Source organism: Lysobacter sp. yr284 (assembly GCF_900107375.1).
In the GTDB taxonomy this organism is placed as follows: domain Bacteria; phylum Pseudomonadota; class Gammaproteobacteria; order Xanthomonadales; family Xanthomonadaceae; genus Lysobacter.
This window is the reverse complement of sequence record NZ_FNPT01000001.1, coordinates 1219837-1237031: the sequence shown is the minus strand read 5'-3', so window position 1 is coordinate 1237031 and position 17195 is coordinate 1219837. Positions and strand designations below refer to the sequence as shown.

Annotated in this window: 3 protein-coding genes (1 of these 3 running past the window's edge); 1 reads left to right on the top strand and 2 read right to left on the bottom strand. The window is 71.3% G+C overall.

All coding sequences use genetic code 11. The annotated features are described in order from the left end of the window. Positions 1-386: 386 nt before the first annotated feature. Positions 387-668, top strand: a complete 282-nt coding sequence (locus tag BLV01_RS04900; RefSeq protein ID WP_091794486.1) for a hypothetical protein — start codon at positions 387-389, stop codon at positions 666-668. Positions 669-873: 205 nt separating this feature from the next. Here BLV01_RS04900 and BLV01_RS04895 read toward each other — a convergent pair whose 3' ends face one another. Next, positions 874-1092, bottom strand: a complete 219-nt coding sequence (locus BLV01_RS04895) for an MbtH family protein (protein ID WP_057948463.1) — start codon at positions 1090-1092, stop codon at positions 874-876. A gap of 100 nt (positions 1093-1192) precedes the next feature. After that, on the bottom strand, positions 1193-17195 hold the 3' portion of the coding sequence (locus BLV01_RS04890; protein WP_091794484.1) for a non-ribosomal peptide synthetase. Its footprint extends 6173 nt past the window's final position; only the last 16003 of its 22176 coding nucleotides appear in the window; the start codon falls outside the window, past its right edge; it ends in the stop codon at positions 1193-1195.

Below are 17195 nucleotides of genomic sequence, written 5' to 3'. Positions count from 1 at the left end.
TGGCTGTCTATGGCCCCGAAGGGCTGCAGTTCGGTGTGGCGTCGGCTCCATGCGCGACGAATCCTGGCGCCCGGAGCCGCGACGCGCTCGGCCGATCTTGCTGACGAGCCATTGGATGAAGCAACGGGGGAACGGTCGAGGTATGCGGGCGGGCGGCAGATCGGCGGACTGTACCCAGAGCCCGTGCTAGGGTTCCAACGCGGAGCAAACACGATCCCGTTCATCGTTGGCCGATCGGGCGGAGCGGTACGAAGCCCGCGTTCGCATTCGCGCGACGGGCAACAGATCGCGGTACACGTCTCGGTTTGAGCCATCTGCGACGATCGGATCAATACAAGCGTCACGATTACTCCGCAGTCTTCGAACTTCACCTGCAAGGAGCACGTATGAAGATGAACAAGTATCGCGCCGTCGGCGCCGCCCTCCTGATGTCGGTCGTGTTCAGCGGCGCCGCGCTTGCGGCCCGTCACCACTATCAAGTCATCGGCGAGGGCTATGGCCACGACCGCGACCAAGCCTATGAAGCCGCCTCCTACTACGCGAACCGCAGCTGCTACCTGGGTTGGGGCGAATCCACGCAGGAAGAGACCATCCTGGTCGAGGAATTCCAGCCGTCGAGCGGCTACTGGTATGTGAAGCTGTCCCTGGGGTGCTTCTCGGACGACTGAGCGCGCGATCCGGCTCGATTCGCCGGAAGGCCGTGGCCAGCTGGATAGCGTCCGGCCCGGGCCCAGGCGGCTGAACCCGCCTGGGCCTGTGCTGTGTGCGGCTGTCCGTGGGGACGCGCACCCAAGTTCCGTCCCCAACGAAAAGGGCCTGCCAAAAGCAGGCCCTTCGTCTTTCCGATCGATGTCCCGATGCGGCCGGCCGCGCTCAACCCACTCGCGCGTCGTCCAGCGCCGCCAGACTCGCCGGCCGCATGTCCGTCCAGTTCTGCTCGACGTAATCCAAACAAGCCTGCCGCTGCTCCGGGCCGAACACGGTGCGCCAGCCGGCGGGGACTTCGGCGAATTCGGGCCACAGCGAGTGCTGGTTTTCGTCGTTGACCAGGACGAGGAAGGTGCCGTTGTTGTCTTCGAAGGGGTTGGTCATGTCGTACTCCGGTTGAATATGAATGGCGAAGCGGGGGTAGGGTGCGCGGCTGCGACGATGGTGCCGCAGTCGTGTTTCCGGCGGTGTTATGCGCGTCACGTCACAGGCGGTACTCCTGCGCCAGGGTGCGGCCGATCCGCGACAGGTTTTGCGGGTGGGTCAGCTGGTCGTGGCGGCAGTCGATGTCGTAGCTGCGCAGTTCGCCGGTGATGTTGTGCTTGAACGTCGCCGGTTCCAGCGCGTAGGCCTCGGCGTCCAGGCCCTCGGTGGCGATGAAGTAGACGATGCTGCCGTCGAATTTCGCGCTGGGGCGGTAGTAGTTGAGCAGGTTGGATTCGTTGTTCTGGGTGGCGACGAAGCGCTGCAGCAGGGCGGCGTCGAAGCCGGAGAAGACGCTGTATTTCAGTAGTTCCGTCGCGCGTTCGTAGTCCAGCGATTCGGGATCGAAGTCGCCCAGTTCGCAGCCGGCGATGTTCTGCAGGAAGCCTTGCAGGATGCTGGCGTGGTAATCGCCCTTGGGCACGGTGTCGGGGTCGAAGCCGGGCATCGAGGTGCGGATGCACGAGTCCAGGATCACCAGGCGCGCGACTTCGTGGCCGGCCTGCTGCAGGCGCACGGCGACTTCCAGCGCGGTGGCGCCGCCGTAGGAATAGCCCAGCAGGTGGTAGGGGCCTTCGGGCTGGATCGCGCGGATCTGGGCGAGGTGGGCTTCGACGTCTTGCTCGACGCTGCCGGACATGGCCGCCGCCGGGTCGATCAGGCTCTGGCTTTGCAGGGCGTAGATCGGGCGCTGCGGGTCGAGGTAGCGGGTCAGGCCGCGGTACCACCAGCCCAGGCCGCCGCCCGGCGGCAGGCAGAACAGCGGCGGCAGCTGGCCCTGGGTGCGGATCGGCACGATCGGTTCCAGCGCGGTCAGCGCCTGCAGCGGTTCGGCCATGCGCTGCGACAGCGCCGCGATGGTCGGCGATTCGAACAGGATGCGGGCCGAGACTTCGACGCCGAGCGTATTGCGGATGCGGCCGACCAGGCGCGTGGCCAGCAGCGAGTGGCCGCCGAGTTCGAAGAAGTCGTCGTCGATGCCGACCTCGCTGAGTTCCAGCACTTCGGCGAACAGTTCGCACAATGCCTGCTGCTGCATCGTGGTCGGCGCGCGCCGCTGGCTGGAGGTGAAGTCCGGCGCCGGCAGGGCCTTGCGGTCGACCTTGCCGTTCGGGGTCAGCGGCAGCATCGGCAGCGGCACCAGCAGCGGCTGCATGTACTCGGGCAGGTGCTTTTGCGCGTGCTCGCGCAACTCGCCCAGGCGGTCGAAGCTGCCGGGGCTGTTGGCGCTGGCGTCGAACTCGCGCGGGTGGGCGGGCTGGTGGATGTCGGTCCACATCGCTTCGCCCTCGTGCCTGGGCAGGAACAGCAGTTCCAGGCCGCGTTCGAAATCCGACCACGTCACCGCGACTTCCCAGCCCAGCGCTTGGCCCTGCGCGTGCAGGACTTCGGCCGGCGGCAGCTCGCCGGCCTGCGCGGCCAGCAACCGGGTGCGCACTTCGGCGATGCGCCGGCCGGCCTGCAACTGGTGCAGCGCGTCGAGTTCGGGCTGCAGCAGCGGATGCGGCACGTCGACGATGCGCAGGCCCGCCGGATGCGCGGCCAAGCGCGCGGCCAGCGCGCCGGATTCCAGCAGCGCCGGCGACCACGGCTGCGCCGGCAGCGCGGCGGCCGAACGCACGTCGCGGCCGTGCTTGCGCAGCACCACTTCGTAGCGGTGGCGGGTCAGTTCGTTGTCGTGGCGGCTGCGCTTGGTCTGGATGTCGACCGCGGCGATGCTGCCGATGCGTTGCGGCAACTGGGTGAAGAACTCCGGCGCCAGCAGCAGCTCCTTTTCGGTCAGCAGGGTTTGGTCGATGCGGCGGCGCAGGGTGGTCGCGTCGACGTCGCCGCTGGCCTGGTGCAGTTGCACGGCGTTGACGAAGCTGCGCAGCAGTTGCAGGTTGCGCACGTCGCCCAGGTACAGCGCGCCGCCCGGCGCCAGCAACCGCATCGATTGCTCGATCACTTCCTGCAGGTAGTCGCTGCTGGGGAAGTACTGCAGCACCGAGTTGATCACGATGGCGTCGTAGCCTTCGCCCACGGGCAGCGCGTCGGCCACCTGGCGGGTGCGGTGCGCGGGCAGGGCCAGCAATTGCACCTTGTCGGCCAGTTCCGGCCGTTGCGCGATCTGCCGCTGCAGGCGTTCGACCGTGGCGCGCGACAGGTCGGTGCCGTGGTAGACCTCCACCTGCGGCGCCACCGGCGCCAGGATCAGGCCGCTGCCGACGCCGATCTCCAGCACCCGGCGCGGACGCAGGGCGAGGATGCGCCGGACCGTGGCCGCGCGCCATTCGCGCATCTGCTCCAGCGGGATCGGCGCCTGGGTGTAGCTGCTGTTCCAGCCGCGGAAGTCCTCGCCGAATTCCGGCGCCGCCTCGTCGACGGTGTCGGCGTCGTAGAGGTCCTGGTAGAGCGATTCCCACTCGTCTACCTGGCGCGTCTCCTGCGCCGTGTCGCGGCGGCCGCCGCCCTGCTTGAGCACCACGTAGCCGACCAGCTGCTTGTGGCCCGGCACGTCCTCGCGCACCTGGACGATGGCCTGCGCCACCGCCGGATGGTTCTGCAGCGCGTTCTCGATCTCGCCCGGCTCGATGCGGAAGCCGCGCAGCTTGACCTGCTGGTCGCTGCGGCCGATGAACTCGATCTGGCCGTCCTCGCGCCAGCGCACCAGGTCGCCGCTGCGGTACATGCGCTCGCCGCGATGCGCGGCGGGCGCGTAGGGGTTGGCGAGGAAGCGCTCGGCGGTGAACGAGGGCCGGCCGAGATAGCCGCGGGCCAGGCCGGCGCCGGCGATGTACAGCTCGCCCGGCACGCCCGGCGGCACCGGCCGCAGCGCGCCGTCGAGCACGTAGACGCGCATGTTGTCGAGCGGCGAACCGATCGGCACGCTCGCGGCTTGCGGCGCCAGCATGGGCACCGCGCAGGTCAGCGCGAAGGTGGTGGTCTCGGTCGGGCCGTAGCCGTTGACGATGCGCAGCGCCGGGTAGCGCGCCTGCAGGCGGCGGATGGCGTCGGCCGAGAGCACGTCGCCGCCGGCCCAGACTTGCCGCAGCGGCGCGAACAGCTCCGGCATGGACTCGACGTACTCGTGGAACAGGCCCGCGGTCAGCCAAATGCTGCGCACGCCGTGTTCGGCGATCAGGCGCTGCATCTGCCGGCCGTCGCCGGAATCGCCGGTGCACACCACCACGGTGCCGCCGTTGAGCAGCGGCACCCACAGTTCGTAGGTGGACGCGTCGAAGGCATGCGGCGAATGCAGCAGCACCACTTCGTGTTCGCGGGCGAAACGGCGGTCGCGGGCGAAGGCGACGATGTCGGCCTGTTCCACCGCCACGCCCTTGGGCCGGCCGGTGGAGCCGGAGGTGAACATCACGTAGGCCAACTGGCGCGGATGCGCGACGGGCAATGTTGCGGTGTCGGCCGGCGCTGCGTCGTCGTCGGGCCGGTCGATCCGCAGCACTTGCGACGACGACAGCCCGGCGCTGGCGAGATCGCGTTCGTCCAGGCTGGCGTCGGCGATCAGCAGCGCGGCGTTCGTCTCGGCCAGGATCAGGGCCAGGCGTTCGTCCGGGTATTGCTCGTGCAGCGGCACGTAGCAGCCGCCGGCCTTGAGCACGGCCAGGGTCGCGATCACCAACTCGGGCGAGCGGCGCAGCAGCAGCGCCACGCCCTGGCCGGTGCCGAGCCCGCGCGCCAGCAGCGTCTGCGCGAGGCGTTCGGTGCGACGGTCGAGTTCGGCGTAGCTCAGGCTCAGCTCGCCGGCCACCAGCGCCGGCGCGTCCGGCGTGGCGCTTGCCTGCCGCGCGAACGCGGCCGGCAGGCTTTCCGGCGCCAGCGCATGTCCGGTGGCGTTCCAGGCGTCGAGCCGGATGCGTTCGCTGTCTTCCAGCAGGTCCAGCTGGCCCACGCGCAGGCTCAAGTCGCCGGCAAGCTGCTCCAGGATCGCTTGGTAGCGGCGCGCGAAGCGTTGGATGTCGGCCTTGCCGAACACGTCGGGGCGGTAGCTGAAATTCAGGCGCACGCATTCGCCCGGCATCGACAGCAAGGTCAGCGGGTAGTGCGACTTGTCGCCGCCGTGGCCGTCGACCATGGAAATGCGCAGGCGGCCGTCGGGATCGGACAGGCGCTGGTCGTCGGCGTCGAGCAGGTAGTTCTCGAACACCATCAGGCTGTCGAACAACTGCGCGTGGCCGCTGTCGAGCAGGATCTGGGTCAGGCCCAGGTGCTGCGCGTCGAGCAACTGTCCCTGGCGGTCCTGCAGCGCGGCCAGCCACTGGCCCAGCGATTGCGCCGGGTCCAGCGGCAGCCGCAGCGGCAAGGTGTTGATCAGCAGGCCGGCCATGCGCTCCACGCCCGGCAGTTCCGGCGGGCGGCCGGACACGGTGATGCCGAACACCACGTCCTGGCGGCCGGTGGTCTGCGCCAGCAGCAGGCCCCACGCCGCCTGCAGCAGGGTGTTGATGGTCAGGCCATGGCGGCGCGCCTGCGCGGTCAGGGCCTGGGTCAGTTCGCGCGAGAACTCGTGCGGATGGGTGTGCGGCATCACCGGTTCCGGCGAGGCCTGCGGTGCCAGCAGGGTCGGCCCGTCGAGGTCGGCCAGCTCGCGCCGCCAGGTGTCGCGCGCGTTCTGCCGGTCCTGCGCGGCGATCCAGGCCAGGTAGTCGCGGTACGGCGTCACGTACGGCAGCACCGAACGGTCGCCGCGCGCGTGGTACAGGCTGATCAGCTCCTTCATCACCATCGGCGAGGACCAGCCGTCCAGCAGCATGTGGTGGCTGGTGAAGGCCAGGTAGTGGCGATCGGGCGCGGTGCGCACCAGGATGAAGCGCAGCAGCGGCCCCTTGGCCGGATCGAAGCGCTGTCGCTGGTCCTCGCGCAGCAACGCGATCGCGCCGGCCTCGTCGCTGTCGACGAAGCGCCACGGCGCCTTGGGCTTGAGCGGGATCACCTGCACCGCCTCGGCCAGGCCCTGGTGCAGGAACGAGGCGCGCAGGTTGGCGTGGCGTTCCAGCAGGCGGTCGGCCGCGGTCTGCAGCAGCCCGGCGTCGAGCGGCCCGTCGAATCGGTACACCTCCTGCACCAGGTAGGCGTCGACGCTGTCTTCGTCGTACACCGCATGGAACAGCAGGCCGTGTTGCAGCGGCGACAGCGGCAGGATGTCGGCCAGCGCCGGCTGGCCGGCTTCGATCGCCTCGATCTGGGCCTGGTCGAGCTTGACCAGCGGCAGGTCCGAGGGAGTGAAGCCCGGGCGGGCGTGGCCGGCGCGTTCGGCGATGCAGCGCAGCACCTGGAACCAGCGTTGCGCCAGCGCGCGGATGTCGCCGTCGTCGAACAGTTCGCCGGCCCAGTTCCAGGTCGCGTGCAGCATCGGGCCGGAAGCGTGGTCGACGGTGACCGCGTCGAGGCCGAGCGCGTGCCACAGCGGCCAGCGCGCTTCCTCGCCGTGCGGCGTCTCGGGCTGCGGATCGTCGTGGGCGGCGGGTTCGGCGTCGTCGACCGCGGGCAGGCGGCCGAGGTAGTTGAAGCCGATCTGCCGCGACGGCGCGCCGGCGAGCGCGGCGCGTCCTTGCTCGTCGAGATAGCGCAACAGGCTGTAGCCGATGCCGTTGTCGGGCAGCCGGCGCAGTTGTTCCTTGACCCGCTTGAGCGCTTGTTCGAGCGCGGGGCCGCCGCGCAGGGCGTCGTCCAGGTCCAGGCCGGCGAGGTCGAGTTGCAGCGGGAATTCGCTGGTGAACCAGCCCACCGTGCGCGACAGGTCGGCGCCTTCCAGGATCGCTTCGCGGCCGTGGCCTTCCAGGTCGAAACGCAGCGATGCCGGCGCCGCGCCGAGCCGTTGCCGGCGCCAGTCGGTCAGCGCCAGCGCGAACGCGGTCAGCAGTACGTCGTTGATGCGGCCGTGGATCTGGGTCGGCGCGACGGTCAGCAATTGCTGGGTGGTGTGCGGGTCCAGGCGCAGGGTCAGGGTGCGCTGGGTGGCGCCGGTGTCGCGCTGCGGGTCCAGCGGGCGTTCGCCCAGGGCCGGATCGGCGCCGGCGGACATCGACTGCCACAGCGGCAGTTCGCTGCGCCGCGCGGCGGCCAGCGCCGGCAGTTGCAGGGCCCAGTGGCGCAGCGAGGTCGCCGCGTTTTCCAGGCGCGGCGCCAAGCCGCGCTTGCGCGCATCCCAGGCGGCCTGGAAGTCGGGCAGCAGGATGCGCCAGGACACGCCGTCGACGGCGAGGTGGTGGATGGTCAGCAACAGCTGCGCGCCGTTCTCGTCGTGCAAGCGCACGGCCTGCAGCATGCGGCCCTGCTCCGGCGCGAGGCCTTCGCGCGCGGCGCGCTCGGCGTCGCGGACGGCGCGCTGGCGCGCATCCGCCGCCAGCCCCGACAGCGACACCTCGCGCAGGCAGTCCTGCGCGCGCACCGCGCCCTGCGCGGCGATGCGCAGCTGCCGGTCCGGTTCCACGCACAGGCGCAGCGCGTGGTGATGGTCGAGCAGGTCCTGCAGGGCCTGGACCAGCGCTTCGCTGGAGCCCGCGGCCAGCGGCAGGGTCATCGATTGGTTGAACGAGCGCGCCAGCTCGGGCCGGTCCAGCAGCCAGTGCATGATCGGCGTGGCCGGCAGGGCGCCGGTCGGCGCCTGCATCGGCGCCGCCTCGCTGCGCGGCAACGGCGCGGCCGTCGCCGCCAGCACTTCCACGGTCTGCTGGCGGAACACATCGCGCGCGGTGATCACCAGCCCCTGCTTGCGCGCGCGGCTGACCAACTGGATCGAACTGATGCTGTCGCCGCCGAGGGCGAAGAAGTTGTCGTCGATGCCGACCCGCTCCAGCCCCAGCACTTCGGCGACCAGAGTGCAGAACAGCTGCTCCTTGGCGTCGCGCGGCGCGCGCGCATTGGCGGAGGCGAAGTCCGGCGCCGGCAGGGCCTTGCGGTCGAGCTTGCCGTTGATGTTGCGCGGCAGCTGCGGCAGCCGCACGAACGCCGCCGGCACCATATAGTCGGGCAGTTGCGCGGCCAGCAGCCGGCGCAGCGCGTCGAGGTCGAAGCCGGCCTCCGGCGCGGCGAGGTAGGCCACCAGTTGCTTGCGGCCGGGTTGGTCGTCGCGCACCAGCACGGCGTTCTGGGCATAGCCGGCTTCGGCGATGCGCGCCTCGATCTCGCCCGGCTCGATCCGGAAGCCGCGGATCTTGACCTGGTTGTCGGCGCGGCCGAGGTACTCCAGCTGGCCGTCTTCGCGCCAGCGCGCCAGGTCGCCGCTGCGGTACATGCGTTCGCCTCGGGCGAACGGATCGGCGACGAAGCGCTCGGCGTTGAGGCCGGGGCGGTCGAGGTAGCCGCGCGCCAGGAACGCGCCGGCCAGGTACAGCTCGCCGGCGACGCCGACCGGCACCGGTTGCAGGCGCGCGTCGAGCACGTAGGCGCGGCTGTTCCACAGCGGCGCGCCGATCGCCGGACGGCTGCCGGCGTCGATGCTGGCGAAGCAGGCGTCGACCGTGCACTCGGTCGGGCCGTACAGGTTGTAGCCGCGCACCCGCGGCGATTCGGCCAGCGTGCGCCACTGCGCCTCGCCGACCGCTTCGCCGCCGAGCATCACGCAGCACAGCGGGCTGTCGTCGCGTTCGAGCAAGCCGTCCTGCAGCAGCACGTCGAACAACGAGGGGGTCACGTCCATCGCGTGGATGCCGTGCTCGACCACGTAGTCGACCAGCCACTGGGTGTCCTTGCGCACCTGCTCGTCGATCAGGTGCAGCTCGTGGCCGGCGGCCAGCCACAGCAGCGCCTCGATCGAGGTGTCGAACACCATCGAGGCGGTCAGAGCGAAGCGCCGGCGCGCGCCGCCGGCGCGGGCCGATTCGGGATCGATCAGCCGGTGCTTGTGGTGATGGAACAGGTGCGCCAGCGAATCGTGGCCGATCACCACGCCCTTGGGCTTGCCGGTGGAACCGGAGGTGTAGATGACATACGCCGGGTGCAGCGGCGACCACGGCCGGCGCCGGTCGGCGTCGGTGGGCGCGCGGTCCGCGGCGGCGGCGAGCGCGTCGCGCACCTCGGCGCTGTCGAGCAGCAGCAACGGCGCGTCGCTATCGAGCGTGCGGGTGGCGGCGGCGGTGCCGATCGCCAAGGCGGGGCGGGCGTCGTCGAGGATCTCGCGCAGGCGTTCGGCCGGTTGTTCGAGATCCAGCGGCAGATAGGCCGCGCCGGCCTTGAGCACGGCCAGGACCGCGACGATCAGTTCGGGCGTGCGCAGCAGCGCCAGCGCGACCCGGTCCTCGGCGCCGACGCCGCGCGCGATCAGCACATGCGCCAGGCGGTTGGCGCGGGCGTCGAGCTCGGCGAAGTCCAGCACCTGCCCGTTGCAGGCCAGGGCGGGGTCCTGCGGCGCGGCGGCCGCGGCCTGCGCGAACGCATCGTGCAGGCCGCCGTGCGGCGGCGGCGGCTGCAGCGGCGCGACGCCGGTCTGCAGCAGGCGCGCGCGCTCGCCGTCGTTGAGCAGATCCACGCGGCCCATCGGCTGGCTGAGATCGCCGGCCAGGATTTCGAGCAGGCGGGTATAGCGGCCGATCTGCCCATCCAAGTCGGCTTGCGAGAACACGTCGGGCCGGTAGCTGAAGTCCAGGCGCAGGCGTTCGCCCGGCAGCAGCGACAGGCTGAGCGGGTAGTGCGACAGGTCGCCGCCGTGGCCCGGCGCCATGCCGATGCGCAGTTCGCTGTCGGCTTCCAGCGCGCGGCGGTCGTTCGGGTCCAGCGGATAGTTCTCGTAGACCATCAAGGTGTCGAACAGCGTGGCGTGCTCGCTGTCGCGCAGGATCTGCGGAAGGTCCAGGAACTGCTCGTTGAGCAGCCGCGCCTGGCGCGCCTGCAGGTCGTCCAGCCAGGCCGCGAGCGTTTGCTGCGGGCGGATGCGCAGGCGCAGCGGCAGGGTGTTGATCAACAGGCCGACCATGCGCTCCACCCCAGCCACTTCGGGCGGACGGCCGGACACGGTGATGCCGAACACCACGTCCTGGCGCCCGGTGGTCTGCGCCAGCAGCAAACCCCACGCCGCCTGCAGCAGGGTGTTGAGGGTCAGGCCGTGGCGGCGCGCCTGGGCGTTGAGGGACTGGGTCAGCTCGCGCGAGAACAGGTGCTGGTGGGTCAGCGGCATGCTCGGCTCGGCCGAGGCCTGCGGCGCCAGCAGGGTGGGTTCGTCGAGGCCGGCGAGTTCCTCGCGCCAGGCCGCGCGCGCGGCCTCGCGGTCCTGCGCGCCGATCCAGGCGAGGTAGTCGCGATACGCGGGCGCCGGCGGCAACGCGGCGTCGCTGCCGCGCGCGTGGTACAGCGCCAGCAGTTCGCGCAGCACGATCGGCATCGACCAGCCGTCGAGCAGGATGTGGTGGCTGGTGAACACCAGGTAATGCAGGTCCGGCGCGGTGCGCACCAGGGTGAAGCGCAACTGCGGCGCCTGCGACGGTTCGAAGCGTTGCTGCTTGTCCAGCAGCAACAGCGTCTGCAGGCCGTCCTCGTCGGTTTGCTGGAAGCGCCACGGCGCCTTGACCACGCGGGCGATGGCCTGCACGGTGCTGGAGCGGCCGTCGTGGATGAACGCCGCGCGCAGGTTGGCGTGGCGTTCGAGCAGGCGGTCGGCGGCGTTCTGCATCGCCGCCGCGTCCAGCCGGCCCTCGAAGCGGAACACCTGCTGCACCAGATAGGCGTCGGGCGCGCCGTCGTCGTAGAGGGCGTGGAACAGCAGCCCGTGCTGCAACGGCGACAGCGGCAGGATGTCGGCCAGCGGCGGCTGGATCGCCTCGATGGCTTCGATGCGCTGCTGGTCGAGCGCGATCAGCGGCAGGTCCGAGGGCGTGAACAGCGTGCGCTCGTCCTGCGCGGCGTTGCGCGCGATCTGCCGCAGCAGCTCGAACCACAGCTGGGCGAGCTCGCCGATGGCGCGCTCGTCGAACAATTCGCCGGCCCAACTCCAGTTGGCGCACAGCACCGAACCGTCGCGGCGGTCCTCGGTGGTGGCGTTGAGCGAAAGCGCGTGGACCAGCGGCGCGTCTTCGCCGGCGCTGGGAATCGCCGCCTCGGCCTGGGCCCAGTCGGAGGCGCTGCGGCCTTGCTCGGCGATGGCGAAGCGGCCCAGGTAGTTGAAGCCGATCTGCGCGGCGGCATGGCCGCCGAGCGCGACGCGGCCGTCGTCGTGGTGGTAACGCAACAGGCCGTAGCCGATGCCGTTGTCGGGCAGGGCGCGCAGTTGTTCCTTGACCGACTTGAGCGCGGCGTCGAGCGCGCCGCCGCCGTGCGCGGCCGCGGCCTGGTCGATGCCGGCCAGCGACAGTTGCACGGGGAACTGGCTGGTGAACCAGCCGACCGTGCGGCTGAGGTCGATGCCCTCGGCGGCGGCGCTGCCGGTCAGCGCTTCGCGGCCGTGGCCTTCGAGATCGAAGCGGACGCCCTCGCCGTCGCCCAGGCCCTGGCGGCGGCGCCACTGGGCCAATGCCAGCGCGAACGCCGACAGCAGCACGTCGTTGATGCGGCCGTGGACGCGTTCGGGCGCGCGGGTCAGCAACACCCGCGTGACTTCCGGTTCCAGCCGCAGCGACAGATGGCGCTGGCTCGCCAGGGTGTCGCGCGCGGGGTCGAGCGGACGCTCGGTCAGCGCCGGATCTTCGCCGGCGACCATCGCCTGCCAGAACGGCAGCTCCGCGGTGCGTGCGGCGGCGGCCGCGGGCAGCGCCAGGGCCCAGTGCCGCAGCGAGGTGGGCACCGGCGCGAGTGCGGGCGCGAGGCCGGCGGCGCGCGCCTCCCAGGCCGCCTGCAAGTCGGGCACCAGGATGCGCCAGGACACGCCGTCCACCACCAGGTGGTGCAGGACCAGGAACAGGCGCGAATCGGCGCCGTCGTCGAACCAGACCGCCTGCATCATGCGTCCGTCGGCCGGCGACAGCCGCAGCTGCGCGGCGAGCATGCGCTCGTGCATGAGGCGCTCGCGCGCGTCGGCGGACAGGCCGTGCAGCGGCACCGGGTCCAGGCAGTCGGCCGCGCGCACGCTGCCGGCGGCGCCGATGTCGAACGCGCCGTCGTGCAGGCGCATGCGCAGCGCGTGGTGGTGCTCGATCAGGTCCTGCAGCGCGGCCTGCAAGGGCTCGTGACTCAGTCGGGGAACCTGCAGCAGCATGGTCTGGGCGAAGTGCCGGTAAGAGCCCTCGCGCTCCAGCAGCCATTGCATGATCGGCGTGGCCGGCAGGGCGCCGGTCGGCGCCTGTTGCGGCAGCGCATCGACGGGTTCCTCGGTGCCGGCGACGCGGGCCAGGGCCTGCACGCTGGGATGCTGGAACACATCGCGCGCGCTGAAGCGCAAACCGGCCTGGCGCGCGCGCCCGACCAACTGGATCGAGCTGATGCTGTCGCCGCCGAGGGCGAAGAAGCTGTCGTCGATGCCGACCGTCTCCAATCCCAGCACCGCGGCGAATAGGTCGCACAGCGACTGTTCCAGCGCGGTTCGCGGCAGGCGCTGGTCGCGGTTGGCTTCCGGCGCGGGCAGGGCCTGGCGATCGAGCTTGCCGTTGGGGGTGAGCGGCAACGCGTCCAGCGCGACATAAGCGACCGGCACCATGTGCTCGGGCAGTAGCCCGGCCAGCTGGCGACGCAGCGCGTCGCTGTTGGGCGCATCGGCGCCGGTCACCAGATAGGCGACCAGTTGCCGCTGGCCGGGACGGTCCTCGCGCACCGCGACCGCGTTGTGCGGATAGCCCGCGCCGGCGATGGCGGCTTCGATCTCGCCCAGCTCGATGCGGAAGCCGCGCAGCTTGACCTGGCCGTCGTCGCGGCCGAGGTATTCCAGCTGGCCGTCTTCGCGCCAGCGCGCGAGGTCGCCGCTGCGGTACATGCGTTCGCCCGACGCGAACGGATCGGCCACGAAACGCTCGGCGCTGAGCGCGGCGCGCCCGAGGTAGCCGCGCGCCAGGCCGGCGCCGGCGATGTACAGCTCGCCAGCGACGCCGACCGGCTGCGGTTGCAGTTGCGGGCTGAGCACGTACAGGCGGGTGTTGGCGATCGGCGCGCCGATGCACGCCAGTTCGGTAGCGGATTCGTCCGCGTCCGTTTCCGGCTGCGACTGCAACCGCGCCGCGCTGGACCACACGCTGGCTTCGGTCGGGCCGTATTCGTTGTACAGCGCGCACTGCGCCGATGCCTGTGCGCGATGTTGCTGCAACAGCGCCGCCGCGATGGATTCGCCGCCCAGCACCACGCGGGTGAGGCTCGACAGGCGGCCTTGCGCCTGATCGAGCGCCGCGCGATACAGCGCCGGCCCGCTGAGCCAGGCATGGACCTTATGCCGGGCCACCAGCTCGGCCAACGCCGCCGGCTCGCGCTCCTGTCCCGGCGCCGGCAGCACCAGCGTGCCGCCGCTGCTCAGCGCGTGCAGGATCGTGCCGAGCGAGGCGTCGAAGGCCACCGACGGCAGCAGCAGCGCGGTTTCGGGCCGGCCGCCGTTGGCGGACGCGTAGTAGTCCAGTCGCGCCGCGTTGGAATGCACGATCTGGCGATGGCTCACCACCACGCCCTTGGGCTTGCCGGTCGAGCCGGAGGTGTAGATGACGTAGGCCGGGTGATCCAGGCGCAGTTCCGGACGCAGCGCGCGGCCGGCGGCCGCGTCGTCGTCGGCCGCGTTTTCCAGGGCCTCGCGCAGCGCGGCATCGTCGAGCAGCAACGCATTGTCCGGCGCGGCCGGGATCGCATCGCGGAGGGTGATGACGATCGCGGGCGCGGCGTCGGCGAGCATGTAGGCCAGCCGCTCGGCCGGGTAGTCCACGTCCAGCGGCAGGTACACCGCGCCGGCCTTGAGCACGGCGAGCAGGGCGACGACCAGCTCGGTCGAGCGCGGCAGCGCGACCGCGACGCGGTCCTCGGCGCGGATGCCGCGCGCGCGCAGCGCGCCGGCGAGCCGCTGCGCGCGCTCATGCAACTGCGCGTAGCTGAGCCGTTCGTCGCCGAAAATCAACGCGGTCGCATCGGGGCTGAGCGCGGCTTGCCGCTCCAGCACCGTCGCCAGATCGAGCGCGGGAACCGACAGGGCGCGGTCGTTCCAGTCGCGCAGCAGGCGCTGGCGTTCGCGCGCGGGCAGCACGTCGAGCTGCGCCAGCGGCGCTTGCGGCTGCTCGGCGAAGGCTTCCAGGATGCGGGTGTAGCTGTCGGCCAGACGCTCGACCTGGGCCGGTGCGTACACGTCGCTGCGGTAGCTGAAGCCCAGGCGGATGCGTTCGCCCGGCACCGCCGACAGGCCCAGCGGATAGTGCGAGGTGTCGCCGCCGTGGTGGCTGTGGAAGCCGACGCTGAGCTGCTGCGACTGGGCCTGCAGGCTGGCTTCGTCGATGGGATAGCTCTCGTAGACCATCAGGGTGTCGAACAGCTCGCCCAGGCCGGCCACGCGCTGGATCTCGCTCAGGCCCAGGTGGCTGTGTTCGAGCAGGGCCGATTGCCGCTGTTGCAAGCGCCGCAGCAGGTCGCGCAAGGACTCGCCGGGCTGCAGGCGCAGGCGCAGCGGCAGGGTATTGATCAGCAACCCGACCATCTGCTCGCTGCCGGCCAGCTCGGCCGGGCGGTCGGCGAAGGTGATGCCGAACACCACGTCGTCGCGGCGCAGCAGGCGCGCGAGCAGGATGCCCCAGGCCGCCTGGATCACGGTGTTGAGGGTCACGCCGCATTGGCGCGCCTGTTCGACCAGGCGCGCGCTGAGGCTTTGCGGCAGGTGGTAGCGCAGCAGCTGCGGCATGGACGCGGCGGTGTTCGCCGCGGCGATCCGGCTGGGTTCCTCCAGCCCGGCCAGCGCTTCGCGCCACGCCGCCAGCGCGGCCGGCTTGTCGCGGCCGGCCAGCCAGCCCAGGTAGTCGCGATACGGCGTGACCCGCGGCAGCGCGGCGTGTTCGCCTTGCGCATACAGCGCCAGCAGCTCCTGGACCAGGATCGGCGTGGACCAACCGTCGAGCAGGATGTGGTGGCTGGTGAACACCAGGTAGTGCCGGTCGGGCGCGGTGCGCGCCAGGATGAAGCGCAGCAGCGGCGCCTGCGCCAGCTCGAAGCGTTGTTGCTGGTCTTCGCGCAGCACTTCGGCGAAGCCGTCTTCGTCCACTTCGACTTCGCGCCACGGCGCGTCGAGCGTGCGCGCGATCGCCTGCACCGCTTCGCCCAGGCCCTCGTGCACGAACGCGGCGCGCAGGTTGGCGTGGCGTTGAAGCAGCCGGTTCGCGGCCTTGCGCAGCGCGTCGCCGCGCAGCGGGCCGTCGAAGCGCAGCACCACCTGCATCATGTAGTTGTCGTGCGCGTGTTCGTCGTACAGGGCATGGAACAGGAAGCCGTGCTGCAACGGCGACAGCGGCAGGATGTCGGCCAGCGCCGGCTGCGCGGCTTCGATCGCCTCGATCTGGCTCTGTTCGAGCGCGACCAGCGGCAGGTCGGAGGCGGTGAAGCCGTCGCGCTGCGCGCGCGAGGCGTAGCCGGCGATGGCGCGCAGGGCGGCGTGCCAGTCTTCGGCCAGTTCGCGCACTTCGCGCTCGTCGAGCAAGCCGCCGGCCCAGCTCCAGGTCGCGTTCAACACCGGTCCGGCGGCGCCGTCCAGGGTGATCGCATTGAGTTCGAGCGCGTACGATAGCGGCCGCTCGGGACGATCGCCGGCCTGCACCGCCACCCGGTCGGTGGCGGCCCAATCCTCGCCCGCGTCGCCGGCGCCGAAGCGGCCCAGGTAGTTGAAGGCGATCTGCGGCGCGGCCTGATCGGCCAGGGCTTGCCGGCTTGGTTCGTGCAGATAGCGCAGCAGGCCGTAGCCGACGCCGTGGTCGGGCAGGCGGCGCAGCTGTTCCTTGACCTGCTTGAGGCAGCGCGCGAGCGCGCGCTCGTCGCCCAGGGCGGTGCGCGCGTCGGTCGCGTCCAGCGCCAGCTGCAGCGGGAACAGGCTGGTGAACCAGCCCAGGGTGTGCGACAGCTCGGCGCCGGCGACGATCTCCTCGCGGCCGTGGCCTTCCAGGCCGAAACGCACCGTGTCCGGATCGTCCAGCCCGCGCCGCGCGCGCCAGCCGCGCAGCGCCAGGGCGAAGCCGGTCAGCAGCACGTCGTTGATGCGGCCGTGGATGGCCTCGGGCGCGCGGGTCAGCAGGCAACGGGTGACTTCGCTGTCCAGGCTCAGGCTGAGGCTGCGGCGCGTGGCCAGGGTGTCGCGCGCGGGCTCGAGCGCGCGCGCGCCGATCGCCGGGTCGGGGCCGGCGAGCATCGACTGCCACAGCGGCAGTTCGTGCGCGCGCTGCGCGGCAGCGTGCGGCAGCTGCAAGGCCCAGTGGCGCAGCGGCGTCGCCACCGCGGGCAGGACGACGGCGCGGCCGGCGCCGATGGCGTCGGCGGCGTCCTTGAGGTCCTGCAGCAGGATGCGCCAGGAAATGCCGTCGATGGCCAGATGGTGGATCTGCAGCAGCAACAGCGGTTGGCCCGCATGTTCGAACCACAGCGCCTGCAGCATGCGGCCGTCGCGCGGGTCCAGCGCGGCGGCGCTGGCGGTGGCGCGCTCGTGCATGCGCGCTTCGAATGCGCTTTGATCGTGCAGCGCCTCGGTCCAATCGCCGGTGTCGATGCGCGCCAGGCAATCGGCGGCGCGCACCGCGCTGGCGGCGCGTACGTTCCAGCGTTGCTGCGCGGTCAATTCCAGGCGCAGGGCGTCGTGGTGGTCGAGCACGGCCTGCAAGGCCGCCAGCAGATCGGTTTCGCCCAGGGCGGGTATCTGCAGCAGCACCGACTGATGGTATTGCTGCAACGGGCCGCCCTGTTCCAGGAACCAGTGCATGATCGCGGTGGCCGGCATTTCGCCGACCGCCGCCTCCAGCGCGGTCTCGGCCGCGTCGGCCAGCGGCCGGATGACCTGGGCCAGCGCTTCCGGGCTCTGGTGTTCGAACACGTTGCGCACGCTGACCGACCAGCCGGCGCGGCGCAGACGGCCGACCAACTGGGTCGAGCCGATGCTGTCGCCGCCGAGCGAGAAGAAGTTGTCCTCGATGCCGACCTGCGGCAAGTGC